This is a genomic window from Cellulosimicrobium sp. So1_17 (genome assembly GCF_055181235.1).
The window spans coordinates 1974423-2000479 of the sequence record NZ_CM143702.1; the positions used below are offsets into that span (position 1 = coordinate 1974423).

Sequence of the window (26057 nt, forward strand, 5' to 3'; positions counted from 1 at the left end):
CCACGAAGAACCCCGGCCCTCGGGGGTCGGGGTCAGGCGGGGAAGGCCTCCGCGAGGCGGTGCCACTCGTCGCCGTACAGCGGGAGCACGACGCCGTGCTTGGTGCGGTCGGGCAGGTCGAACACGGAGTCCACCGGCTCCCACACGCCCGAGGCGAGGTCGTCGGTGACGAACGGCCGGTAGCCCTGGCCGGCCTCGCCGTACTGGTCGACGAACAGGTACCAGCGCTCGGCGTCGTTGGCGCGGAACACGAGCGGGCCCTCGACGTGGCCGAAGCGGTCGGCGCCGATGCGCTCCGCGAGCACGACCGCGTCGTCGGACAGCGCGTGCGGCACGACGTCCATGTAGAGCTCGCGACCGCCTGGGCTGTTGTCCTTGTGGAAGCGGAACACGCGGCCGTCGTGCTCGATCATCGTCGTGTCGATCGTCGTGCGACCCGTGTCGAGCAGCACGCGCGCCGGTGAGAACGTCACGAAGTCCGTCGTCGTCGCGCAGAGGATCCGGCTGTACGACTCCCCCGCGTGCTGCGTGTCCGCCGGGTCGTAGAGCGTCGACGACCAGTGCACGACGTAGTGCCCGCTGCGCGCGTCCCAGAACGCCTCGGGCGCCCACGCCATGCCCGCCTCGGGCGGGGCCACCTCGACGAGCCGCGGCTCGGACCACTGCACGAGGTCCGTCGAGCGCGCGACGACGAGGGACCTGCTGCCGTGGCGCTGCCACGCGCCCCAGCCCGCGTCGTCGCCCCCGAACACGCGCAGGTCCGTCGCGACGAGGAAGAACTCGTCGCCGCCGGGCGAGCGCACGACGTGCGGGTCGCGCAGCCCGGTGGTCCCGAGCCGTGACTCGACGACGGCCCCCAGCCGGTCCCACGCCGTCGGGTCGTCGCCGCGGCTCAGCGAGTAGTAGATCTTCTCCTCGTGCCCGTACGGGTCCTCGACGAAGTGCACGAGGAGGTAGCCGAACCGGGCCTGCGCGGCCCGGTCCGGCTCCCGCTCGCCCGCGCTCGCTGGCGGTGCGTCGACCTGGGTCACAGACCCTGGGCGAGGCGGTAGTAGACCTGGTTCCAGCGCACCTGGTCGCGGAAGCCGCGGCGCGTCGTGCCCTCGTCGATGACGAGCAGCTCGGTGCCCGCGATGTCGGCGAAGATCTCGAACGCCTCGATGCCGGCGGCCGTCGACATCACGGTGTGGTGGGCACCGCCCGCGGTCAGCCACGCCTCGGCCGACGTCGCGAAGTCGGGGCGCGGCTCCCAGACCGCGCGCGCGACCGGCAGGTGCGGCAGCGGCGCCGTCGGGGCGACGACGTCCACGACGTTGGCCGTGAGGCGGAACCGGTCGCGCATGTCGGCGAGCGACACGACGACGCCGACGCCCGGGTCCGCGTCGAACACCATGCGGACCGGGTCCTCCTTGCCACCGATGCCCAACGGGTGGATCTCGACGCGCGGCTTCGACGTGGTCAGCGACGGGCAGATCTCGAGCATGTGCGCGCCGAGGATCCGCTCGCTGCCGGGCGTGAGGTCGTACGTGTAGTCCTCCATGAGCGACGCGCCGCCGGGCAGCCCCTCGCCCATGACCTTCGCGGCGCGCACGAGCACGGCCGTCTTCCAGTCGCCCTCGGCGCCGAAGCCGTAGCCCTTGGACATGAGGCGCTGCACCGCGATGCCGGGGAGCTGACGCAGGTCGCCCAGGTCCTCGAAGTTCGTCGTGAAGGCCTTCGCCCCGACCGACTCGAGGAAGGTCTCGAGCGCGATCTCCTGGCGCGCGGCGTAGCGCAGCGACTCGTGACGGTCGCCGTCCTTGCGCAGCTCGGGGACGACGTCGTAGAGGGTCTCGTACTCGGCGACCAGCGCGTCGACGTCGGCGTCCGAGACGGCGTCCACCGCCGCGACGAGGTCGTTGACCCCCCACGTGTTCACGCTCACACCGAAGCGCAGCTCGGCCTCGGTCTTGTCCCCCTCGGTCACCGCGACGTTGCGCATGTTGTCGCCGAACCGGGCCAGGCGCAGCTCGTGCGTCGCGGCCCAGCCCGCGGCGCCGCGGACCCAGGCCCCGACGCGCGCGGTCACGGCCGGGTTCGACACGTGCCCGACCACCGTCGTGCGCGCGACCCCGAGGCGCGTCGCGATGTACGCGTACTCGCGGTCGCCGTGCGCGGCCTGGTTGAGGTTCATGAAGTCGAAGTCGATCGTGTCCCACGGCAGCTCGACGTTCGCCTGCGTGTGCAGGTGCAGGAGCGGCTTGCGGAGCTGGTCGAGCCCGCCGATCCACATCTTGGCCGGGCTGAACGTGTGCATCCAGGTCACGACGCCGAGCACGCGGTCGTCGGCGTTCGCGTCGAGCATCGCGCGACGGATCGAGACGGCGTCCTTGAGGACGGGCTTCCAGACGACGTTCGCGGGCACGTCGGACGACGCGTCGAGGGCGCGCGCGACCTCCTGCGACTGCTCGGCGACCTGCCGCAGCGTCTCCTCGCCGTACAGGTCCTGGCTCCCGGTGAGGAACCAGATCTCGCGGTCCGCGTAGGGCTTGCTCATGTCGGTCCACATCTTTCGTGTCGTGGGCGGGGTCCGCACCGGTGCGGTCCCCCACCCTGCTGCTGGTGCTGCTGGTGCTGCCGGGTGCTGCGTGTCGTCAGTGGCTGCGTGTCGTCAGTGCTGGCCGGGCGAGGGCTGCTGCCCGTAGACGTTCTGGTAGCGCGCGTAGAGCGAGTCGACGTCGGACTGCGCGATGCGGGTCGGCTCGCCGAGCTGGCGGCTGATGTGCACCGTGCGTGCGACCTCCTCGCACATGACGGCCGCCTTGACGGCGGCGCGCGCGTCCTTGCCGATGGTGAACGGCCCGTGGTTGCGCATGAGCACCGCCGGGCTGCGCGAGCCCTGCAGCGTCTCGACGATGCCGCGGCCGATGGAGTCGTCACCGATGAGCGCGAACGGGCCGACGGGGATGTCGCCGCCGAACTCGTCGGCCATCATCGTCAGCACGCACGGCACGGCCTCGCCGCGCGCGGCCCAGGCCGTCGCGTACGTCGAGTGCGTGTGCACGACGCCGCCCACCTCGGGCATGTGCCGGTAGACGTACGCGTGGGCCGCCGTGTCCGACGACGGTGCCCGGTCGCCCTCGACGAGCGTCGCGTCGAGGTCGCACACGACCATCGCCTCAGGCGTGATGTCGTCGTACGCGACGCCGGACGGCTTGATGACGAGGAGGTCGTCGCTCCCGTCGGCGGCCTCGCCACGGACGCGTTCGGACACGTTGCCTGCGGTCCACACGACGAGCTCCCACCGCGGTAGCTCCGCGTGCAGTGCGGCGACGCGCTCCTTCGCCGCGTCGACGGCGGCGCGCAGGGCGTCGGGGACGACGGCGGGTGCGGCGGTGGCCCCGGCGGTGGCGGTCTCGGGTGCGGTGCTCATGAGTTCTCCTGTCGTCGGGGCTGGAGCGCCGCCACGGCGGCACGCTCGGCGGCGAGGCCGGCGTCGTAGCGCTCGAGGTAGGTGGCGAACCCGGCGACGTCCGCAGGGTCGGGGTCGACGGTCGACAGCTCGGCGGACGCGAACACGCGCTCGCGCAGGTAGGCGCCGAGCTCGAGCCCGCCCGCGTGGCCCGTGTCGGCCGGTGCGGACACGTCGGCCGCTCCGGTCGTCGCGTCCTCGCCCCGCGCGAGGAGGAACGCGGCGAGCACGGCGATGCCCCACGCTCCGCCTTCCCCGGCGGTCCGGCCCACGGTGACCGGTGCGTCGATCGCCGCCGCGAGCAGCCGCTGCGCGACGCCCTCGGTCCGGAAGATCCCGCCGTGGGCGAACATCGCGTCGATGCCGACACCCTCGCCGGCGAGCACACGCATGCCGAGCGCGAGCGTGCCGAACGCGGAGTAGACCTGGGTCCGCATGAAGTTCGCGAGCGTGAGGCGACTGTCGGGCGTGCGCACGAACAGCGGACGCCCCTCGTCGAGCCCCGTGATCGGCTCGCCCGAGAGGTAGTTGTAGGCGAGCAGCCCGCCGCCGTCGGCGTCGCCGTCGAGCGCCGCGCGCAGGGTCGCGCCGAACACGTCGTCGGCTGCGGCGGGCGTCCCGAGCGCCGCCGCCACCTCACCGAAGAGCCCTGCCCACGCGCTGAGCTCGCTCGCGCCGTTGTTGCAGTGGACCATCGCGACGAGGTCACCGGTCGGGGTCGTCACGAGGTCGAGCTCGTGGTGCACGCTCGCGAGCGGTCGTTCGAGCACGACCATCGCGAAGATGCTGGTGCCCGCGCTGACGTTGCCGGTGCGCGGCACGACGGCGTTCGTCGCCACCATGCCGGTCCCGGCGTCGCCCTCGGGCGGGCAGAACGGCACCCCGGGCTGGAGCGCACCGGTCGGGTCGAGCCACGCGGCGCCGTCGGCGGTGAGGCGCCCGGCCTCCTGGCCGGCGACGAGCACCTCGGGGAGCAGCTCCTCGAGCTTCGGCGCCTCGCGGCGGGTCGCGAGGCGCGCGTCGAACAGGTCGAGCAGGCGGCGGTCGTAGCCGCGCGTCTCCGGGTCGACGGGGAACATGCCCGACGCGTCGCCGACGCCGAGCACGTGCCGGCCGGTGAGGCGCCGGTGCACGTAGCCGGCGAGCGTCGTGAGGGACGCGACGTGGGGCACGTGCGGCTCGTCGTCGAGGACCGCCTGGTACCAGTGCGCGACGGACCAGCGCAGCGGGATGTTGTACCCGAACAGCTCGGAGAGCTCCGCGGCCGCGGTCCCCGTCGAGGTGTTGCGCCACGTGCGGAACGGGACGAGGAGCGCGTCGTCCGCGTCGAACGCGAGGTAGCCGTGCATCATCGCCGAGACCCCGAGGGCCCCGAACGTCGTGGGCCGCACGCCGTACCGCTCCTCGACGTCGGCGACGAGCTGCGCGTAGCACTCGCGCATCCCCGTCTCGACGGCGTCGAGCGAGTACGTCCACGTGCGCCCGTCGAGCTGGTTCTCCCACGCGTGGCTCCCGCTCGCGAGCGGCGTGCCGTCGGCGGCCACGAGGCACGCCTTGATCCGCGTCGAGCCGAGCTCGATGCCGAGCGCGGTCTCCCCCGCGATGACCGCGGCCCGAAGGTCGCTGACGTCGTCCTGCTGCCTCATTGCTGCTGCTCCTCGTCGCGGCGGCGCGCCTCGGTCGTCGTGCATGTTGTCGTGAATGTTAGCGCTCACACGGCGAGAGGCCAACCTCCTCGCCGAAACGGGGCGACCGGCTCCTCAGCCGCGGGGGCTCGTGGTGCTCTCGCGCACGACCAGCTCGGGCGGGATGGAGACGGGGCGCACCTGCGCGCCCGCGAACGCGTCGAGCATGAGCGCCATGCAGCGGCGCCCCAGCGCCGCGAACGGCTGGCGCACCGTCGTCAGGGGCGGGATGAAGTGCCCGGCGCCCGCGACGTCGTCGAACCCCACGACCGACACGTCCCGCGGCACGCGCACGCCCGACTCCCAGAACGCGCGCAGCAGGCCGAGCGCGAGCTGGTCGTTGCCGGCGAAGACCGCCGTCGGCCCCCTGCCCGCGCGCAGGTCGGCCGCGAGCTCGCGCCCGACGGCGTACCCGCGGTCCGAGGACCAGTCGCCACGGATCGGCTCGGTGACGGGCGCGCCGCGGTCCTCGAGGGCTCGGCGCCACCCCGTCTCGCGCTCGCGCGCGTCGAACCAGTCGAGCGGGCCGGACAGGTGCACGACGGTCTCGTGGCCGAGGCCCAGCAGGTGCTCGGTCGCGAGGCGGGCCCCGAGCCGCTGGTCGACCGCGATGGGCAGGACGAGGCCCGCGGCACCGGGACGACGCCGCGCGTCCTGGGCCGCGACGGTCCCGTTCTCGCCGCTCGGGGCCTCGTCCTCGACGCCCGGGTGGTCGCGCGCCGCGATCATGATCACGGGCACCGGCGCGCGGAACGAGTCGACCGCGTCCGCGACGTCCGACTGCGGTGCGATGACGACGATGCCCTCGACGCCCTGGTCCATGAAGTGCTCGAGCACGCGGTGCATCGTGTCGGCGTCGTAGCGGCGGATCGTCGCGACGCTCACGAAGTACCCCTGCTCGCGCGCGGCCTCCTCGACCGCGATGAGGGTCGACGTCGGCCCGTACAGCGCCGATCCCGTCGTCACCACGCCGACCGTGCCCGAGCGCATCGTCACGAGCGCGCGCGCGGCGCTGTTGCGCCGGTAGCCGAGCGTCGCGATGGCGTCGAGCACGCGGTCCCGCGTCTCGGGCCGCACGCTGGGGTGCTCGTTGAGGACGCGCGAGACCGTCTGGTGGGACACGCCCGCGAGGCGCGCGACGTCGGCCATAGCCGGCGGGCGCGTGCGCGGGGAGGGCCCGGTGTCGGTCACTTCGCGGCCTCCCCGGCGAGGCTCGCCGCGAGCTCGGCCGAGCGGTCGCGCGCGGCCTCCAGCGCGTCGAGGAACGCGGCGCGCACTCCCCCGGCGTCGAGCTGCCGCAGCGCCGCGACGGTCGTCCCGCCCGGTGACGACACGCGCTCTCGCAGGATCGCGGGGTGCTCGCCCGACTCGCGCAGCATGGTCGCCGCACCCTGCACGGTGGCGGTCGCGAGCTCGAGCGCCGTCGCGCGCGTCAGCCCGAGCAGCACCCCCGCCTCCGCGAGCGCGTCGACGACGTAGAACACGTAGGCGGGACCCGACCCCGAGAGCGCGCCGACGGCGTCCTGGTCCTTCTCCGCGACGCGCACCACGAGACCGGTCGACGCGAGGAGCCGCTCGACGAGCGCGACGTCGTCGTCCGTCGCGGCGCTGCCGCCGCTCACCGCGCTGACCCCGGCACCGACGACCGAGGGCGTGTTGGGCATGACCCGCACGACGGCGGTGCCCGCGGGCAACCGCTCCTCGTAGAACGACGTCGGGAGCCCGACGACGACGCTCACCACGACCGCGCCCGGCGCCACCTCGTCGCGCACCTGGGCGAGGAGACCGGCGACGTCCTTCGGCTTGACCGCCACGACCACGACACCGGCGCCGCGCACCGCGGCGACGTTGTCCTGCGTGACCTCCACGCCGTGCTGCGCGGCGAGCTCCGCGCCCCGCTCCGCGCGGCGGACCGTCGCGACGACGTCGGCGGGCTCCCACCCGCCCGCGAGCGCTCCGGACAGGACGGTCTCGCCCATGACGCCCGTCCCGAGGACGGCGACGCGCGGGCGGGGTGTGTCGGTCATGTGCGGTCAGCTCTCGTCCGAGGGTGGATCAGGGGCATTCTTGCGCAGATGCCGCGCCGACGGCACCACACCCGGACCGGGGAGTCACATGGAGTAGGCCTCGTACACGTCCTCGACGAGGTCGGCGGGCCCGGTGGCCTGGAGGACGGCGGTGCCGTTGCGCCACGTGACGGTCGCGGCGCCGTCGGCTCCGGGGACCACGGCGTAGTGCCCGACGACCGCGTCCTCCACGGTGACGTCACCCTCGACGGTCGGGGTCGCGTCGCCCTCGAGGTCCGTCGCCGCGACCTCCGCCTCCGCGTCGGTGGCCCACTGGCCCGCGACGACCGTCACGGTGGTCGCCCCCTCCCCCTCGGCGTCGGTGTAGACGAGCTCGTAGGCCTCGAGCGCTCCCGCCGGCGTCCACGCGTCGGTGGCCGCGTCGCTGCGCAGCGCGAGGCCGAGCACCGTGGCGGGGAGCGCCTGGGCGAAGGCCGTGGTCGACGTGCGCTCGACGGGCTCGAGCGTGGGCGTCGGGGACGCCTCCGTCACGGTCACCGTCGGAGCCGGCTCAGCGGTAGCGTCCGAGCGCGCGAAGCCGGGCCACACGAACGCGAGGAGCGCGACCAGGAGCGCCACGACGAGCAGGAGACCGACCAGGACGACGAACCGCCGCCGGCGGTAGACCTGCCGAGAGGTCGACCTGCGGTGCCGGCGGTCGGAGGCCCCGACGGCGTCGGACGGGCGGCGGGGCGGGCCGACAGCGGGGCCGGGCGCTGAGCCGGGTGCGGAACCGGGCACTGCACCAGGAGCAGCGCCGGGCCGTGCAGCTCCGCCCTGCGCCCGCGGACCACCGGCCGGTCGGCTGCTCGTCGGCTGACCCACCACCCTCACCCTCTTCCTGCGTCCGCCCTCGACTCCCGGGGACTCGTGGGGTCAGCGTAGGACGCCGCGAGCCCCTGTCCCGCGCGGCGTCCCCGGGTGTCGGAAAGTCGCGGACCGGACCGGCGGCGCGGGCGCGCACCCCAGCGGGCGGGGCGCGTCGAGCGCGCCCCGCCCGCCGCTGGTCAGGCGCAGTCGGTCGCCGCGACCTGGGCCACCTCCTCCGTCGTCACCGTCTCGCCGTCGACGGTGCCCGTCGCACGGACGGTCACGGATCCCGCGCCGACCTGCGTCGCCCGCACCGCGAACGACTGGTAGGCGTTCTTGCCCGGCGCGACGTCGTCGAACGACCGCGTCCCGTACGGCGTCTCCAGGACCACGTCGACGGGGCCGTCGTGGTCGTTCGTCGCGCGGACCGCGACGTACGCCGTCCCGGCGAGGCAGCGCGCCTCGGCCGAGACGGTGACAGGCACCTCGGGGTCGGGGCCGCCCGTACCCGGGTCGTCCGCGAACGCGCGCCACTCCGTGACCGCGACCGCCGAGTACGTCGTGCCGTTGCCGTTCGCCTGGAACGTCGCACGCAGGCGCGACGTCGTGACCGGGTCGAACGTGACGGTGTTGAACGCCGTCGTGCTCGTCCCGTACGCCGACGGGTTCGTGACCGGCGCCCAGGCCTGCGCGGTCTCGTCCCAGTACTCGAGGCCCCACGAGTCCGGCGCGTTGACGCCGTCGCCGCTGCCCGGGGCGGAGTCGCGCCAGAACTTCAGCTCGGCCCCGGTGAGCCGGATCGGGCGGGACCAGTCGTACTGGGTCCACAGGCTCGCCGGGCGATTGCCGGACCAGGTGCCCCAGATCTGTGCCTGGCTCGGGTTCGCCGGGTCGGCGCCGTCGTTCAGCGCGCCGACGCTGTTCCAGCCCGCCGTGTACGACGCGGTCACCGTCGCGATGGGCGCGACGTTGCCCGTGAGCGGCCCGGAGATGTCCGCCGGGACCGTCACGCTCTTCGGCGTCTCGACGTTGCCCGCCGCGTCGACCGCGCGGAACGACACCCGGTGCTGGCTCGTGTCGGGTGCGGCCACCGGCCCCTCGTAGGCGGTCCACGGGCCCGTGCCGATCGCGTACTCGACCCGTACGACGCCCGACGTCGCGTCCGTCGCCGTGACCGTCACGGTGCGGGCCTCGGCGTCGAGCGTCCCGGTGCTGACCGGAGCCACGCGGTCGATCCGGACGTCGAGCGACTCCTGGGCGGACACGTTGCCCGCGCGGTCCGTCGCGGTCGCGACGACGCGGTGCTCGCCGTCGCCCGTGACCGTGACCTCGGTCGCGCGGGTCGGCTCCGTGACGACGGGCGCGCCGTCGTCCACCTGCGTGGACAGCACCACGCGACCACCCGAGTCGTCCGAGCCGTCGGCGCGCACGCGCACGTCGGACCGGAACCAGCCGTCCGACCCCGCGGACCCGAGCGCGGTGAGCGCCACCTCCGGGGCCGTCTCGTCACCCTCGGCGGCCTCCGCCGGGATCACGGTGACCTCGGCGCTCACGCGACCGCCCGCGTACCCGAGCACGGACCCCTCGACGGCGAACGTGCCGGGCGCCGCGACGTCGTCGGGCGTGACCGCGTCCCAGAACGCCGGGACCTGCAGCGTCTCGCCGCCCGGGAAGGTGACCGGGACGGCGGCGGGAAGCTCGGTCTCGCCGACCTCGACGGTCATCGCCGGCGGCGCGACGGCGTCGGGCTGCTCCGCGAGGACCTTCCATTCCTCGACCGCGACGGCCGAGTACGTGCTGCCGTTGGTGGAGGCGTCGAAGACCGCGCGGACCTGGGTCGTGGTGACCGGGTCGAACGTCGTGTCCTGGAAGCCGGCCGTCGCGGTGCCGTACCCGCTCGGGTTCGCGACGTCGACCCACGAGCCGCCGCCGGACGCGTCCCAGTACTGGATCCGCCAGGACGCGGGAGCCGCGACGCCGACGCCGGCGCCCTGGGGCTGGTCGTTCCAGAACTCGATCTGCGAGCCGGCCAGACGCATCGGCTGGTCCCACGTGTACTGCACCCACTGCTGCGGCGGGTTGTTGCCCGTCCACGTGCCCCACATGTCCGGCGGCAGCGGGTTGGGGCGGACGATCTCGTCGTTGAGCGCCTTCTTCCAGTACTGCGTCGGCACGGGCTCGTTGGAGACCGTGACCGTCGCCTCCTGCGCGACGTTGGCGCGCGGCGTCGTGTCCTGTGTCCTGGCCGGCGTCGTCACGACCTGCTTCATGCGCGGCGGCGTCTGCGTGTCGTCCCACTCGACGCGGTCGATCGCGACCGAGCGCCGGAAGTGGTTCCCGCCCTCGGCGTCGGCCGTGTGGTACGCGATCCACCACTCGCCGTCGAGCTCGACGATGCCGGGGTGGCTCGTCGTCGAGGAGACGGGCGCGAGGATCGTCCCGCGGTACGTCCACGGGCCCTGCGGGGACGACGCGGTGCCGTACGCGATGCACGCGTGGTAGTTCGCCGGGGTGCACTGCGAGGTCGGGCCCGCGTTGTTGCCCGCGTAGGCGAGGTAGTAGGTGCCGTTCCGCTCGAACGCCCACGCCGCCTCGAAGAAGCCCGTGAGACCGGTGACGGTCCGGACGCTGCCGACCGGCGTCTTCATGTCCTGGCCGAGCTCGAGCATGCGGAGGTTGCCGAAGCTGCCCCACCACACGTAGACGCGCGCGTCGTCCCCCTCACCGTCCACGAGGACCGTGGGGTCGATGTTGTGGATCGTGTTCGCCGTCGGGACGCGCTGGGAGATGATCGGCGCGCCGACGTGGTCCGTCCAGGGACCCGTCGGGCTGTCGGAGACCGCGACGCCGATGCCGAACCTGTCGGACGCCGTGCTCGCCTCCTCGTTGACCGGGACGTACCAGTAGTAGCGGCCGTCGACGCCCGCCACGACCTGGCCCGCGTACGCGCGGCCCGGCGTGGCCCAGTCGAAGACCTCCTCGGGGCGCATGAGCGACGGATGGTGGGTCCACTCCCCCGCGTCGACGTCGCTCGTGACGAACGCGCCCCACTCGTTCATGATGAAGTCGTTCTGGCGGGGCCCGGCCTCGTCGTGACCGGTGTAGACGTACAGCTGGTCCTCGGCCGTGTCGTTGCCGGGCGCACCGGCCGGGACCACGAGCGGGGCCGGGTCGGCCGAGTAGTAGCTCCCGTCGTCGAGGATCGGGTTCTCGGTGCTCGTGAACGTGTACGGGTCGGCCGCCGACGCCGGGCCCGCCGACACCGCGACGGCACCGAGGGCGAGGGTCAGTGCGAGAGGAACGGCGAGGGGTGCGGCCACGCCGCGCGCCCGTCCTCGCGTCCGCGAGCGCCCTTCCCGGTGATGGATGGTCATCTGGTCTCCTGACGGTCGGCGCGAGACGTCGTCGTCTGCTCGCGCGGAGAGGGTCGTGCGCCCCGGGAGTTCCCTCGGCCCCCGGGACGCACGGTCTGGGTCGCCCGTGCCGGCGGGCGCTGACCGGTGCTCGACCGGCTCGTGGCGGTGACGTCCCCGCGCCGCGGCGCGGGGGTCGGACACGTCACCGCCGCCGGAGCGGCACCGTCGTGGTGCTCGGCGGGACGTGTGGTGCGGTGCTGCGTCGCGCTCGCGTCGTCACGGGCGTGCACCTCTCCTCGTCGAGATGGGCTTGCAGGGCAAACATGCCATACACAGAAACGTGTCCGCAATGGGTTTCGGGGCGATGGGTCGACAGGATTCGCAGGAGCCAGGTCGCACCCAGTCGTTGGAATGCTGAGAATCGTTGGGACAGCACCGATCCAGCGTCGTCGGTCGACGTACCGCAGGAGAACCGTTCCCGAAATCAGCCCTGCTTGTTTTCGGTGCGGGACGCGTGCTCGCGGCGCGCCGCCCGCGCTCGGGCCCGGCTCGTCGCGACGGAGACGAGCAGCCCGACCACGACGAGGTCGAGCACGATCTGCACCATGGTCACGATCCGTGCGCCCTCGCCGACGGGGTGCACGTCGCCGTACCCGACGGTGCCGAGCGTGACGACGGCGAAGTACAGAGCGTCGGTGCGGTTCTCGATCCCCACGAACTGGTCGGCCATCTCGTAGTAGGCGAGCGCGAAGAAGACGATGACGGGCAGCAGCAGCCCGACGACCGACTGGACGCGCACGCTGGCCTCCTCGCCGGCGCGCAGCTGGCGCCGTACCTGCACGGCGAGCACCCCGCACAGCAGCACGAGCCCCCCGGCGAAGACGACGACCTGGAGCGCGGCGGGCGACTCCTCGTCGCGCGGCAGCGGCACGCCGTAGAACACGACGAGACAGGCCGTGGTCGAGACGAGCGTGAGGATCAGCGTCCACCACGGGCTGTCGTGCGGGAGCCTGCGCATGCGCCCAGCATCCCGCGTCCACGGCCCCGCGTCGCGCGACGACGCGCGACGACGCGCGACGACGCGCGACGACGGGTAGCGAAGGGTTCGTGTCGGCGGTCATGGCTAGGTTGGGCGCGTGACGTCACCGACGAGCGCCCCCGCGCGCGGCTCCGCCAAGCGCACCCGCCCCGCCTACCGCTGCGCCGAGTGCGGGTGGACGACCGCGAAGTGGGTGGGGCGCTGCGGGGAGTGCCAGGAGTGGGGCACGGTCACGGAGGACTCCCCCGCGGCGTCCGGTCCGCGCACCACGGCGGTGAACCCCACGCGGTCGCCCGCCCGGCCGATCGGCGAGATCGACGTCGAGGCCGCGCGCGCGACGCCGACCGGCGTCGCCGAGTTCGACCGCGTGCTGGGCGGCGGCATCGTCCCGGGCGCGGTCGTGCTGCTCGCGGGAGAGCCCGGCGTCGGCAAGTCCACGCTCCTGCTCTCCGTCGCGAGCAACGTCGCGTCCGGTGGCTCCGACCTGCCCACCGCCACGCGCGGGGCGTCCCCCGGCCCGACGACGCCGCCGCGCCGGGTCCTGTACGTCACGGGCGAGGAGTCGGCGGGGCAGGTGCGTCTGCGCGCCGAACGCGTCGGCGCGCTCGCGCCCGGTCTGCTGCTCGCGGCCGAGACGGACCTCGCGACAGTCCTCGGGCACATCGAGGCCACCGATCCGGACCTGCTCGTCGTCGACTCGGTGCAGACGATCGCATCGGCGGAGGTCGACGGGTCGCCGGGCGGCGTGAGCCAGGTGCGCGAGGTCGCCGCGGCCCTCATCGGTGTCGCGAAGGCACGGGACCTCCCCGTCATCCTCGTCGGGCACGTGACGAAGGACGGCTCGGTCGCGGGTCCTCGAACGCTCGAGCACCTCGTCGACGTCGTGTGCCAGTTCGAGGGCGACCGGCACTCACGCCTGCGCCTCGTGCGTGCGGTGAAGAACCGCTACGGCCCGACGGACGAGGTCGGGTGCTTCGACCTCACCGAGGACGGCATCGTCGGGCTGGCCGACCCGAGCGGCCTGTTCCTCTCCCACACGGGCGCGGGCGTGCCCGGTACGTGCATCTCCGTGACCGTCGAGGGGCGCCGGCCCCTCGCGCTGGAGATCCAGGCGCTCGCCGTGCCGAGCTCGCTCAACAACCCGCGGCGCACCACGAGCGGGGTCGACTCGAGCCGCCTCGCGATGATCCTCGCCGTCATGCACCGGCACGCCGGGGTGCGGCTCGTCGACCAGGACGTCTACGTCTCGACCGTCGGTGGTGCCAAGGTCTCGGAGCCGGCGGCTGACCTCGCGATCGCGCTCTCCGTGCTGTCGGCGCGCGAGGACGAGGCCCTGCCGCCCGGGACGGTCGCGTTCGGCGAGGTCGGCCTCGCGGGCGACATCCGCCCCGTCACGGGTCTCGACCGGCGGCTCGCGGAGGCGGCTCGGCTCGGCTTCACGCGCGCCGTCGTACCGCGCGGGTCGTTCCCCCGGCCGGTCGACGGGTTGACGGTGCACGCCGCTCGGCACGTCAGCGAGGCGTTCGAGCTCGCCCGCTCCGGCGCGGCCGCACCCCCGCGGCCGTGACCGGATCGTGACCGGTTTCCCGCTCGCCGCCGCGCCATCCGGGGCCTCGCAGGACGCCGCAGCGTAGGATTTCGTCGTGGCCAACTCCCCCGCGCACCCCGACGAGCTGCTCCGGGAAACCCTTGCCGCCGTGGCACCCGGCACGGAGCTGCGCGACGGCCTCGAACGCATCCTGCGGGGCCGCACGGGAGCACTGATCGTCCTCGGTCTCGACCGCGTCGTCGAGGAGATGTGCTCGGGCGGGTTCGTGCTCGACGTCGGGTTCTCCGCGACCCGGCTGCGCGAGCTGTCGAAGATGGACGGCTCCGTGGTCCTGGACCGGGAGGCGAACCGCATCCTGCGCGCCGCGGTCCAGCTCCTCCCCGACCCGACCATCGAGACCACCGAGTCCGGGACCCGGCACCGCACGGCGGAGCGCGTCGCGAAGCAGAGCGGGTTCCCCGTCATCTCCGTGAGCCAGTCGATGCGGATCGTCGCGCTCTACGTCGGCGGTCAGCGGCACGTGCTCGAGGACTCCGACACGATACTGTCGCGCGCGAACCAGGCCCTCGCGACCCTCGAGCGCTACCGCGCCCGCCTCGACGAGGTCTCGGGCACGCTCTCGGCGCTCGAGATCGAGGACCTCGTCACGGTCCGCGACGTGTGCGCGGTCGTGCAGCGTCTCGAGATGGTGGCACGGATCTCGGAGGAGATCGCCGGCTACGTCATCGAGCTCGGCACCGACGGCCGCCTCCTCGCCCTCCAGCTCGACGAGCTCATGGGCGGCATCGGCTCCGACCGCGAGTTCGTCATCCGCGACTACGTCGACCTGGGCCGCAAGGACCGTTCCCTCGCCGACGTGCAGAAGTCGCTCGGCGGCCTCGACTCGACCCAGCTGCTCGACCTCGGGCAGATCGGCCGCGTGCTCGACCTCCCGGGCGGTGGCGACGCGCTCGACGCCGCGGTCGCACCCCACGGCTTCCGGCTCCTGTCCAAGGTGCCGCGCCTGCCCGGCACGATCATCGACCGGCTCGTCGCCCACTTCGGCGGCCTGCAGAAGCTCCTCGCCGCGAGCATCGACGACCTCATGGCCGTCGACGGCGTCGGCGAGCAGCGTGCACGGGCCGTGCGCGAGGGCCTCTCACGCCTCGCCGAGTCGAGCATCCTCGAGCGCTACGTCTGACCCGAGCCGCTGGCGCCCGGGCCGCGACAGCGGCGTGCCCGCCGCGGTCGGACCGCGGCGGGCACGTCGTCCCGGACGGGTGAGGCGGAGTCGGACCCCGCCTCACCCGTCGTCAGGGTGCGTCAGCCGCAGCTGTGCGCGGCGTACTCGGTCTCGACCGTGGCCGTCCCCCCTTCGGCATCCGTCGCGACGACGGTGGTCGTCCCGCCGTCGAGCGCCTCACCCCGGGTGTTGAACGACTGGTAGGCGTTCTTGCCCGGCGCCACGTTCTCGAACGTCTTGCTGCCGTAGGGCGTCTCGATCGTGATCGTGAGCGGGACGTCCTCGTCGTTGAGCGCGCGGACCGCGAGGTAGGCGTTGCCGGCGAGGCACCGCGCCTGCGCCGTCACCGCGACCGTGCGCTCGTTCTCGCCGGCCTCCAGGCCGGTGAGGTACTCGAACCCGGTCGTGACGAAGTCCTCGCCGTCGGGAGCCCGGTCGTACTCCATGACGTAGTACGCGACACCGGCCTCCTGACCGGCGGCCAGGATCTCCTGCAGGGGCATGTCGCCCTCACCGAGGTTGGTGAACGTCGGACGACCCTCACCGTTCAGGTTGACGGCGTCCTTGACGTGCAGGAGCTCGATCCGGTCGCCGTACTCCTCGATCAGCGCCGGCACGTCGACACCCGCGTGAGCGGCCCACGCCACGTCCAGCTGGAACGTCACGTACTCGGGGTTCGTCTCGCGGACCAGGATCTCCCAGGCCGAGAGGGTCTCGCCCTCGTGCTCGTACGTCGTGCGGAACTCCTGGTCGTGGTTGTGGCCGAAGAACTTCTCCAGCCCCGCGTCCACGGTCCGCTCACCGAGACGGTTCATCGCCTCGGCCGTGGCCAGCGTGTTCTCGTACGTACCGATCCCCGGCTGGGGGAAGCCGCCAGAGCCCACGTACTCCTGGCCCAGCGTCGTGACGTACTCCAGGGTCTCGTCGAACGTGTCCTCGTTCACGTTGTAGTGCGACGACTTCACGCTCAGCCCGTACGAGTCGGCCAGCGCCCGGAACTCCTCGGCCGTGTAGCCCGCGAAGTTCCCGCCGAACGGCTCGATGTTGACGAAGCCGATCTCGCTCAGACGCTCGAGCACAGCCGGAAGGCCGACCTCGCTGACCCACGGGGTCAGCGAGAACATCTGGACCGAGACCTGGTCGACGGGGACCGTGATCGGGTCGGAGGGCTCGCCGGCATCCAGGCCGGTGAGGTACTCGTACCCGGTCGTGGCGAAGTCCTCGCCCTCGGGGGCCACGTCGTACTCCATGACGTAGTACGCGACACCGGCCTCCTGACCGGCGGCCAGGATCTCCTGCAGCGGGACGTCGCCCTCACCGAGGTTGGTGAACGTCGGACGACCCTCACCGTTCAGGTTGACGGCGTCCTTGACGTGCAGGAGCTCGATCCGGTCGCCGTACTCCTCGATCAGCGCCGGCACGTCGACACCCGCGTGAGCCGCCCACGCCACGTCCAGCTGGAACGTCACGTACTCGGGGTTGGTCTCGCGGACCAGGATCTCCCAGGCCGAGAGGGTCTCGCCCTCGTGCTCGTAGGTGGTGGTGAACTCGCCGTCGTGGTTGTGGCCGAAGAACTTCTCCAGCCCCGCGTCCACGGTCCGCTCACCGAGACGGTTCATCGCCTCGGCCGTGGCCAGCGTGTTCTCGTACGTGCCGATGCCCGGTGCGGGGAAGCCGCCCGAGCCCACGTACTCCTGGCCCAGCGTCGTGACGTACTCCAGGGTCTCGTCGAACGTGTCCTCGTTCACGTTGTAGTGCGACGACTTCACGCTCAGGCCGTACGAGTCGGCCAGCGCCTTGAACTCCTCGGCCGTGTAGCCCTCGAAGTTCCCACCGAACGGCTCGATGTTCTCGAAGCCGATCTCACCCAGACGCTCGAGCACCGCCTCCAGACCGACCTCGTTCACCCACGGGATGAGCGAGAACATCTGGATCGACACCTGGTCCACAGGGATCGTGACCGGCTCGACCGGGCCCTCGCCGACGGCGAAGGTGAGCTGGTCGACGTCGACGCCGCCGGTGCCCGTCACGACGATCGAGCCCGAGCCCTCGGGCACGTCGCTCAGCGACTGCGTGACGTCCTGCCAGCCCTCGCCCGTGAACTCGAACTCGGCGAGCGCCGCGGTGTCCTCGGAACCCTCGCCGGTCCAGCCGAGCGAGACGGTGCCCTCGCCGCTGCCGCGGACGGTGATCTCGTTGATCGCCTCACCGGTCGGGGCGTGGTGCAGGGCGATCGGCGCGTAGGAGAACGAGTCGCCCTCGTCGAGCGAGGTCACGTAGCTCCCCGCACCGGCAGCGGCGTCGTCCACGACCTCGATGCCCTCGGCCGCGTCGTACCACTCGGCCTGCTGCACGTCGGGCTTGAGGATGTGGGTGGCCTCGCCGGTGATGGCGGGCACCTCACCCTGCGCCTGGTCCGCGTACGTCACGACGAGCGTGCCGAAGATCTTCTCACCCTCACCGTGCTCGACGGCGTCCGGGCTCGTCTGGATCGTGAAGCCGCAGCCGGCCTCCGTGTCCGCGGCCCGACCGCTCACCTCCGGGTGCGCGTGCGTGTTGTGACCGAGGCCGAACGTGTACTGGATGTTGCGGCACGTCGGCTGGTCGCCGTCCTCGGCGTCGTTCACCGAGACCGTGTACGGGACCGCGTCACCCCAGGTGAAGATGGCGCCGTCCGGCTGGTCGAGCGTGATCTCGGGGGCCGTGTTGCCGACCGTGATCCGCTGGATCGCCAGACCGAAGTTGCCTCCCGGGTCGGTGACGCGCAGCTGCACGTTGTACTGACCGAGCTCGGTGAACGTGTGCGTCACCGTCTCGCCCTCGGCGTCGTACTCACCGTCGGCGTCGAAGTCCCACTCGAACGTGAGCTCCGCGTTGGGGGTCTCCGCGTCCGTGGTCGCCGACGCGTCGAACGTCACCTCGAGCGGCGCGGTGCTGCCGGAGACCGGGTCCGCCGAGATGGACGCGCGCGGGGTGCGGTTCTCCGAGCCGTACGTGATCTTGTACAGGCCCGCGTCGGGGTTCTGGCGGAAGAAGCCGTCGCCGTACTCGAGGACGTAGAGGGCGCCGTCAGGGCCGAACTCCATGTCCATGACGTTGTCCCAGATGGGCTGGTTCACGGTCTCGAGGTGGCTGTTCGGCAGGAAGTCCTCCACCTGCGTGACCACGCCGGCGGACGAGAGCTCGTCCATCGTGAACGCGACCACGTAGTCCTGCGAGAACTCGGCCATGAGCGGGTGCCCGTCCCAGTACTCCGGGAACTTGACGTCCGACTCGAGGGTCTCGTCGAAGCGGTAGATCGGACCGCCCATGGGGGCCTGGCCGCCACCGCCCAGCTCGACCAGCGGGTCGAGCAGCTCGGGCTGGTCGCCCGGGTTGTCGCCGTAGTACACCTGCGGCGCGACGACCGGCGGGACCTGGTCCAGGCCGGTGTTCCACGTCGAGTTGTTCTCGGGTCCGGCCTCGCAGTCGAAGAACTGCGCACCCGGCGTACCGGTCGCGTAGTCCCACTCGTTGTACGCGGCGTTCGGGCCGTGGCAGTACGGCCATCCGCCGTTCATGGGCTCGGTCGTGAGCTGCCACTCGACGTAGCCCATCGGGCCGCGGTCGGGCTGCGCGGCGCCGGCGTCCGGCCCGTAGTCGCCCCAGAAGAGCGAGCCGGACTCGAGGTCGTAGTCGATCCGGAAGGGGTTGCGCACGCCCATCACGTAGATCTCGTCGCGCACCAGGTCGGCCTGCTCGGCACCGTCGAAGAGGTTGCCCTCGGGGATCGTGTACGTGCTGTCCGGGCCGACCTCGGTGTCGGCCGCGAGGTCCTCGATCGGGTTGATCCGCAGGATCTTCCCGCGGAGGTCGTTGGTGTTGCCGGCCCCGCGCCGGGCGTCGAAGCCCGGGTTCATGCCGGGTGCGTTGTTGATCGGCGTGTAGCCGTTCGCGCCCGGGGTGCCGGCGGGGGTGTTGTCACCGGTGGACAGGAAGAGGTTTCCCTCGGCGTCCCACGCCATGTCCGCACCCACGTGGCAGCACTGGCCGCGCTGGGCGTCGACCTTGATGATCTCGCGCTCGGTGGACAGGTCGAGCGTGCTGGTCTCCGGGTCCCACGTGAACCGGGAGAGCTGGTTGTAGCCGAGCCACTGGTCCCAGTAGCTCGCGTCCGCGCCTGCGGGCAGCGAGTTCGGCGCGCTGCCCTGCGGTGTCGTCTCGGGGTACTCCACCCCCGTCGGCGACGTGCCCTCCATCACGCGGGGCGCGTAGACCATGTAGACCCAGTTGTTCTCCTCGAAGTTCGGGTCGAGGGAGATGCCCTGGAGCCCGTCCTCGGAGTTCGCGTAGACGTCGAGGTCCGCGACCTGGGTGGTCTGCCCGGTCGCCGGGTCGGAGAGCCGCACGACGCCGTCGCGTGCGGTGTGCAGGATCCGCGAGTCGGGCAGGACGGCCAGGTCGATCGGCTCGCCGGTGTTCTTCGAGATCAGGGTCTTCTCGTACTGGTTCCAGTCCGTCGCCGGGTCTTCGGCAGACGGTTGTTCCTCATGGCCGGGGTGCGCGCTCGCGGCGCTGATTGAGAGTGGGACGACCACCGCGGCGGACAGCGCCGCCGCGATGGTTCGGGACAGCCAGCGGCGGCCCTTGGTTGGTCTGTGCACAACGTCCTCCTTGACGTGGATCGAGGAGCCGGTGGCCCGGATCGTCAGCAAGGCGTCGTGACCGTTCGTCGTGCCGCCCCGCACGGATCGGTGGACCTCCAGACAGGCTGGGAGCCCTCTGCCTCGGGTGCTCCCTGCGCGACGGACGGGAGAGAGTTCTCCCGCGCCACGCGACCGACCCTACCCGGCACTTTTGCCGATGCCAATACCAAAGCCGGTAGGTATTCCCCGAGTTGCGTAGTCGCGATGTCTGAAGTAGGGAGCGCTTTCCGGCTCGACGCGGGCAGTGCGCACAGGGACGGGACCCGGAGGACGGCCCCCGCGTCGGAGCTGTCAGGGCTCGCCCCGCGCGGCGGTGCGAGGCCCGCCCCGCTCGTCGCACGGCGGCTCGACGACGACTCCGGCCGCGTCCGCCTCGTTCTGGAGCAGGACGAGCGTGCGCTCCATCGCCGTCGGTCTGAGCTTGCCGACCTCGTGCCCGTGCGGATGGTCGAAGAAGGCGAGGAGGCACAGCAGGAGGGTGATGACCAGGGTGACGCTGCCCATGAGGACGCCCTGGGTCGCCGCGCTCTCCGTCGAGTCGGCGAAGAACAGCAGGAAGACGAAGATCGTGCCGGAGACCACGTAGAGCACGAGCCAGAGCGGCAGCGGGATGAGTCCCTCGGCGCCGTGCACCCGCGACTGGCGCGCCTCCTCGCGGTCCGCCGCCTGAGCCATCCACCGGTCGTACGCCGACTGCTCCGTGTCGGACGACGGCACGACGCCACGGATCGTCTCGAAGAGCTCGACACCCCACGGGTTCACGGCGTCCCCGAGGTCGCCGTCGGCCATCTGCTCCCACTCGACCGAGACCACCGACCGCGCGTAGCACACGAGCTCGCCGGAGAGCTCCGCCGCGTCGGCGTCCGCGAAGAACTGCGCCGTCTCGAGCTGCTGCACCACGACCCGCGCCTCGTCCTGGGCGCCGGTGCGCGCCTCGTCGTACGCCTCGAAGGCGAGGAAGACGATGAAGCCGAGGAGGACGGAGAAGCCGGTGGCCACGACGCCGAAGACCCCGGCCGCGCGGTCGCCGTCGGCGAACCGGCTGCCGGCCGGCGCGCGACGACGCGCGAACAGCATCGCGACGACCGCCAGGGTCGTCACGGCCGCCGTGACGACCGCGCCGACCAGGATGCTCACGGCTCCGCCACCATCACGCCACCCCATCCCGCGTCGGGACGCCCTGCGTCGCGAGCAACCCTACGCGCGGGCCACCTCGGCCGCGCGCGCCACGGCGGGGCGGCGGGAGACCCCGCCGCCCCGCCCCGGTCGAGCAGCGCTCAGCCGCAGCTGCGCGCGTCGTACTGCTCGGTGACCGTCGTCGACCTCCCCCCGGCGTCGGTGGCCACGACCGTGACCTCGCCGGCGTCGACGCTCGTCGCACGCGTCGCGAACGACTGGTAGGCGTTCTTGCCCGCCGCCACGTCGTTCACCGTCCGGGTACCGAACGCCGTGTCGAGGCGCACCGTGAGCGGCACGTCGTCGTCGTTCGTCGCACGGACCGCCACGTAGGCCTTGCCCGCGAGGCACCGCGTCTCGACCGTGACCGAGACCTCGGGCCCGACCGGCACGCCGTCACCCACCGTGAGGGTGAGCGTCGTCGTCGTCGTGCCGGCGGTGCTCACGTAGTCGGGCAGTATCAGGTCGCCCTGGATGACGTAGACGCCCGGCTGCTCGACGACCGACTCGTCGTAGTCCCACTCGACGCCGATCGCCTGGTTGTCGCGCGACCCGTCGTTGTACGACACCGCGACCTTCGTGGGCAGCCAGGGCTGCTCGCCGACGTCGACGCTCTGCTCGAACTGCTCGGCGCCCTGGATCGAGATCCCGCCCTGCGAGTCCTCCGGACGGACGTAGACCTGCGCCTCCGCGATCAGGCCGTACGTCGTGTTCGTCCCGTAGACCGTGAACGGCTCGACGTTGGTCTCCGCCACCATGGCCGGCGTGATCGGCTGCCACGTGAAGTCGACCGTGCCGCGCCGACCGCTCGAGAAGACGACGTCGAGCGCCGTCGGCAGCGTCGGCACCTCGCCGGTGACCGTGCGCACGACGACCGGGCTGGCCACGGTGTCCACGGTGTCGCCGTTGACGCGCCAGCGCAGCACGCCCGTCCCCGCGCCGCCGGTCTGCACGCCCGTGATGCGGACCCGCAGGAACTGCGCCTCGACCGCCTCGAACTCGAGGTGGTTGTACGCGTTGCGCTGGAGCGCGCCCGCGTACGTCGAGCTACCGGTCAGCGTGACGGGCGTCCAGTCGGTGCCGTTCTGCGAGTGCTCCACGACGTAGGTGTCGGCGCGCGGCATACGCGTGCCGCCGTTGTCGTCGTACCAGTAGATGTCGGTCGACGCGAGGAGCACCGGGGACTCCCACGCGTACCGGATCCAGGCGGCGGTCGCCGGGCTCGTCCCGTTCGCGGGCTGTCCCCACGTCCCCCAGCCGTTTCCTGCGCCGGGGTTCGAGCTCGCCGGGGTGGTCGCCTCGTTGACGCGCAGCGGGTTCTCCCACGACGCCGAGCCGCTCGTCGTGATCGTCGCGAGCGCACCGAACTCGGCCGACGTGGCCTTCTCGGTGAGCTCGACCTCGACGTCGCGCTCGGTCGTCAGCTCGCCGTCGCTCGCGATGAGCCGGAAGACGTACGTCCCCGGCTCGGTGCCGGTGACCGTCGTGCGCAGCGCTCCTGCGTCGCCGTAGATGACGCCCGCACCCTCCGGCGCGGAGACGGTCGACCACCCGTAGGTGAGCTCACCGTCGTCGGGGATGCCGTCGTCCGTCACCGTGGCGACGAGGCTCGTGGAGAGGTTGCCGTCCGTGGAGCGGTCGACGTTCACCGAGACGGTCGGCGCGTCGTTGACCACCTCGGGGACGTCACGGCCGGAGTCGAAGACCTGGATCTCCGAGATCGCCGTCCAGAACGACGGCGTGTTCGTGAAGGCCACCCGCACGCGGTCGGTCGTGACCGTCTCGAAGAGCGCCTCGTTGAACTTCGGACCGGGGATCTTCGGCGCCTTGAACGCGTCGGGGACCGTGGTCCAGCCGCCGGAGCCGTCGGGCACCTGGATCGAGTACCGCGACGGCTCGCGGTAGCCGCCCGCCTGCCGGTCGCTGACGAACCACACCTTGACGTTGTCGAACGACGTCGGCTCGCCGAGGTCGAGCTCGACGTACCCGGTGTCGCCCTCGGTCCCGTAGTTGCCCCAGTAGGGCTCGTTGACGGTCGTGCCGTCGGTGACGGCGGCCAGCGACACGGGCTGCTCGGTCGTGCTGATGGCACCCGGGGTGTAGTTCATCGACCCCGTGCTCCAGCCCGGCGTGTGGAACTGGCGCCACGGCGTCGGCCGCGGGCCCTCCTGGGTCGCGGACGACGAGAGCTCGGCGCCGAGCGCGAGGTTCTCCGCGTCCTCGGTGAGGTCGATGCCGGCCGTCTTCAGGTAGGACACGACGCGCTCGTCGTCGATCGGCGTGTCGACCGCGGTGGGCACGTCCGCGCCCGTGTCGTCGACGACCTCCACCGCGAGCCCTTCGTCGGACTCGACGACCGCGTTGGCCGCCGGGTCGTACACGAACCGGCCGAGCGCGTCGGCGGTCGCCTTGCGCTCGCCGTCGACGAACAGCGAGTAGCCCTCGCCCAGACCGTAGTGCGAGCCGTCCTCGTCCCACACGATCGTGACGTCCTGGCCGTGGTACCGCAGGTTGTTGACCATGAAGTGGTCGTACCCGAGGTCGATCGGCCAGAGCTCGATCTTGTCGTCGGACCGCGGCTGGATGCCGCCCATGTCCTCGACGTAGATGTAGTTCATGTTGCCGAGCATCACGTGGTTCGGGTTGTTGCGGTTGTACGTCTGCGTCGCCGGGTTCCAGTTCGAGTAGTACTCGGCCTGGTTCGGGGCACGCAGGTCGCCGCCCGGGTAGACGCTCCACGCCATCCAGTCGAGCAGCCGCGCGGCGTACTCGGGCGTGACGTACTTCTGCTCGGGGTCGTAGTGCCGCAGCGCGGACCGCACGGCCCGGTACTGGACGGTGAAGTTGATGTTGGAGAAGTTGTTCGACCCGCCGATGTTGTACTTCGTCTTGTCGTACTGGTTCGCCGTGTAGAACGGGAAGATCGGGAAGTTGTCCCCGTACCGCAGGAAGCGGAACCCGTCGACGTACTGCTCGGCGTCCTCGACCGGGATGAGGTCCTGGGCGTAGACGTCGTAGAGGTTGGACTCGCGCGCCGGGATGAGGTCGCGCTCGGACTCCGGGAGCGGGTTCACCGCGCCGTTGTTCGAGGTCGGGGCCGACTGGGCGCCGTGCGACGTGCCCGCGAGGAACATGCGCGCCGACTCGCTCCACAGCCGGTCGAGGACCGCCGTGCGGATCTCGTCCGCCTGTGCCTGCATCTCGGCGACCTTGGCGTCGTCGGCACCGGCCATCTCGTACAGCTGGCCGGCCGCGTCGAAGTCGCCCCAGACGTAGGCCGACTCGGGCCGCTCGATCGTCCGCGCGCCCGGTGCGCCCGCGTTCACCTTGGGGAACCCGAACGAGATGGCGTCCGAGTCGTTGCCCGGCATGTAGTTCGTGTCGTAGGCGATGAGGTTGTCGTCGTTGCCGTCGTAGTGCTCGAGCTGGCCCTCGCCGTCGCCCTCGAAGTACGTCGCGAAGCGCTCGGCGACCGCCGGACCGCCGCCGTGCACGTTGTACGCCTCGAGGCCCGCGGTGCCGAGGTACTGCGAGTAGTGGTTGTTCCAGCTCGTGTGCCCCGGGCTGTCGAGGAACGCCGACGAGCCGGAGAGCTCGCCGATGTTGAGGATCTGCCCGTACCCGAGGTACGGGTTGCGGATCCACTTCGTGTCCTGCAGGTGCATCGGCTGCGTGAGGGCGACCGAGTTCTGGTACAGGTTCACGCCCTCGATCGTCGTCGGGTACTGGTAGACGTAGCCGGGCTCGTTGGTGTCGAGGCTGTTGTAGCGCTCTCCCCACCAGCGGTAGACGATCGCCTTCTCGATGGCGTCGCTCGGCACGTCGATGTACGGGATGTCCTGCGCCCACTGCCGGTTGAACGCCGTGACGCCGTCACGGAACGCCTCGGCCGGCGCCATCGCCGCGTACTGGTCGAACTGCTCGAACGACTGCGGCAGCGCGTCGGAGCCGAGGACGCCCACGACCGACAGCTCGACCGAGCCGCCCGCCGGCACCGTCACGGCGCGGTCCAGGTTCGTGCCCGACCGCTCGAAGCCCTCGGCCTTGAGGCCGACGGTCACCGTCGACCACGGCGTGTCGACGAGGCCGTTGTTCGCACCGCTCGTCAGGGTGCGCGTCCCCGTGAGCTCGTCGGCCGCGTCGGTCGACGTCGTCGCGAGCGGCGACGCCGCGCGGACCGTGAACGACGCGTCGGCCGCACCCGGGTTGGAGAACGTGATCGTCGTGAGCGCCACGTTGTCGTACGTGATGAGCTTCCTGAGGTCGGCCGTGACGCCCGTGGTGCCGACCGTGTACCGCGCCTTGGCGTGGCTCGGCGCGTTGAACCGCTGCGCCCCGACCTCGGTCACCGTCTGTCCCGGGACCGTCACGGTGTAGAGGTTGCCGAGGTTGTTCGGCCCACCGGCGAAGGCGGACCCGGCGAAGCCCATGACGTTCCAGTTGCTGCCACCGCGCAGGTACAGCGAGCGCCCGCGCGTCTGGAGCACGCCGTTGCCCGACGTGCCCGTCACGCCCAGGACGCGGTCCAGGTAGTAGTCCGTGCCGCCGGCGGCCAGGTCCTTCTCGAAGATCGACCCGTGCATGGAGCCTGCGGTCCACGGGACCCCCGGGGCGAGCGCCGCGCTGACCGCGTCGACCCCCGTGTACGTCGGGTCGCCGATGTCCATCGAGTCGGTCTCGCCGTTCGTGTACACCCCCACGTCGCTCTCGTTGCCCGGCAGCACGTCTGCGTGCGCGCTCGCCGGAACCAGCGCGACGCCCGTGACGGCGAGCGCGCCCGTCATCGCCGAGGCGACGACCCTTCTCAACGTTCTTCCCGACATCACTGTGTCCTCTCCATCGGGAACCGGAACGGGACAGGGCACCGTCGCCGACGCGCCGGCGCGGGACGACGACGTCCCGTGCCGCGCCCCGTCGCACCCGCGACGACCACGCACCCCGCTCGCGTCCCGTCCTCCAGACGTCCCCGCCAGGGACGACGGCGCAGCGGGGGTGAGCGCATCAGCGCGCCACCCCGT

General features: G+C 72.1%; 14 protein-coding genes. 2 read left to right on the plus strand and 12 right to left on the minus strand.

What is annotated here, in order from left to right:
• Positions 1-32 precede the first annotated feature (32 nt).
• The 9 genes from ACZCLJ_RS08705 to ACZCLJ_RS08745 form a co-directional block, all read right to left on the minus strand.
• A complete protein-coding gene (locus tag ACZCLJ_RS08705) occupies positions 33-1031 on the minus strand; it encodes a glycoside hydrolase family 43 protein (RefSeq protein WP_463106146.1) in 999 nt (332 codons plus the stop codon).
• A complete protein-coding gene (gene araA / locus ACZCLJ_RS08710) occupies positions 1028-2536 on the minus strand; it encodes an L-arabinose isomerase (protein ID WP_463106147.1) in 1509 nt (502 codons plus the stop codon). Before araA ends, ACZCLJ_RS08705 begins: the two co-directional genes overlap by 4 nt.
• Before the next feature lie 114 nt (positions 2537-2650).
• The gene (locus ACZCLJ_RS08715) at positions 2651-3412 is read right to left on the minus strand and encodes an L-ribulose-5-phosphate 4-epimerase (RefSeq protein WP_463106148.1); all 762 of its coding nucleotides are present in this window, start codon (positions 3410-3412) and stop codon (positions 2651-2653) included.
• Positions 3409-5097 (minus strand): xylulokinase, encoded by a 1689-nt coding sequence (locus ACZCLJ_RS08720; RefSeq protein ID WP_463106149.1) that lies wholly within the window; start codon positions 5095-5097, stop codon positions 3409-3411. Before ACZCLJ_RS08720 ends, ACZCLJ_RS08715 begins: the two co-directional genes overlap by 4 nt.
• Positions 5098-5211: 114 nt before the next feature.
• Positions 5212-6285 (minus strand): LacI family DNA-binding transcriptional regulator, encoded by a 1074-nt coding sequence (locus tag ACZCLJ_RS08725; RefSeq protein ID WP_463106385.1) that lies wholly within the window; start codon positions 6283-6285, stop codon positions 5212-5214.
• Positions 6286-6323: 38 nt separating this feature from the next.
• Complete coding sequence (gene proC / locus ACZCLJ_RS08730) at positions 6324-7163, minus strand: pyrroline-5-carboxylate reductase (RefSeq protein WP_463106150.1); 840 nt, start codon at positions 7161-7163, stop codon at positions 6324-6326.
• An 84-nt stretch (positions 7164-7247) separates the two neighbouring features.
• On the minus strand, positions 7248-7781 hold the full coding sequence (locus tag ACZCLJ_RS08735) for a hypothetical protein (RefSeq protein WP_463106151.1): 534 nt from the start codon (positions 7779-7781) through the stop codon (positions 7248-7250).
• A gap of 428 nt (positions 7782-8209) precedes the next feature.
• Positions 8210-11386, minus strand: a complete 3177-nt coding sequence (locus tag ACZCLJ_RS08740; protein WP_463106152.1) for a family 43 glycosylhydrolase — start codon at positions 11384-11386, stop codon at positions 8210-8212.
• A 466-nt stretch (positions 11387-11852) separates the two neighbouring features.
• The gene (locus ACZCLJ_RS08745) at positions 11853-12386 is read right to left on the minus strand and encodes a potassium channel family protein (protein WP_463106153.1); all 534 of its coding nucleotides are present in this window, start codon (positions 12384-12386) and stop codon (positions 11853-11855) included.
• A 118-nt stretch (positions 12387-12504) separates the two neighbouring features.
• Between ACZCLJ_RS08745 and radA the strand changes: the two genes are divergently transcribed.
• The gene (gene radA / locus ACZCLJ_RS08750; protein WP_463106154.1) at positions 12505-13974 is read left to right on the plus strand and encodes a DNA repair protein RadA; all 1470 of its coding nucleotides are present in this window, start codon (positions 12505-12507) and stop codon (positions 13972-13974) included.
• A gap of 76 nt (positions 13975-14050) precedes the next feature.
• Positions 14051-15136: a DNA integrity scanning diadenylate cyclase DisA gene (gene disA, locus ACZCLJ_RS08755; RefSeq protein WP_251153408.1), complete on the plus strand. Its 1086-nt coding sequence runs from the start codon at positions 14051-14053 to the stop codon at positions 15134-15136.
• 122 nt (positions 15137-15258) lie between these two features.
• On the opposite strand, the gene ACZCLJ_RS08760 is transcribed toward disA, so the two are convergent.
• From ACZCLJ_RS08760 to ACZCLJ_RS08770, 3 genes are all read right to left on the minus strand, one after another.
• Positions 15259-19821 carry a TIM barrel protein gene (locus tag ACZCLJ_RS08760; protein WP_463106155.1) on the minus strand — a complete coding sequence of 1521 codons (4563 nt, stop codon included), beginning with the start codon at positions 19819-19821 and terminating at the stop codon, positions 15259-15261.
• A 333-nt stretch (positions 19822-20154) separates the two neighbouring features.
• On the minus strand, positions 20155-21000 hold the full coding sequence (locus tag ACZCLJ_RS08765; RefSeq protein ID WP_463106156.1) for a bestrophin-like domain: 846 nt from the start codon (positions 20998-21000) through the stop codon (positions 20155-20157).
• A gap of 140 nt (positions 21001-21140) precedes the next feature.
• On the minus strand, positions 21141-25847 hold the full coding sequence (locus tag ACZCLJ_RS08770; protein WP_463106157.1) for a galactose-binding domain-containing protein: 4707 nt from the start codon (positions 25845-25847) through the stop codon (positions 21141-21143).
• Positions 25848-26057: the final 210 nt, after the last annotated feature.

Bases quoted from the DNA above. Each gene is read 5' to 3' on its own strand.
- araA (WP_463106147.1), bottom strand. From the start codon at position 2,536: ATGAGCAAGCCCTACGCGGACCGCGAGATCTGGTTCCTCACCGGGAGC.
- ACZCLJ_RS08715 (WP_463106148.1), bottom strand. From the start codon at position 3,412: ATGAGCACCGCACCCGAGACCGCCACCGCCGGGGCCACCGCCGCACCC.
- ACZCLJ_RS08720 (WP_463106149.1), bottom strand. From the start codon at position 5,097: ATGAGGCAGCAGGACGACGTCAGCGACCTTCGGGCCGCGGTCATCGCG.
- ACZCLJ_RS08725 (WP_463106385.1), bottom strand. From the start codon at position 6,285: ATGGCCGACGTCGCGCGCCTCGCGGGCGTGTCCCACCAGACGGTCTCG.
- proC (WP_463106150.1), bottom strand. From the start codon at position 7,163: ATGACCGACACACCCCGCCCGCGCGTCGCCGTCCTCGGGACGGGCGTC.
- ACZCLJ_RS08740 (WP_463106152.1), bottom strand. From the start codon at position 11,386: ATGACCATCCATCACCGGGAAGGGCGCTCGCGGACGCGAGGACGGGCG.
- ACZCLJ_RS08745 (WP_463106153.1), bottom strand. From the start codon at position 12,386: ATGCGCAGGCTCCCGCACGACAGCCCGTGGTGGACGCTGATCCTCACG.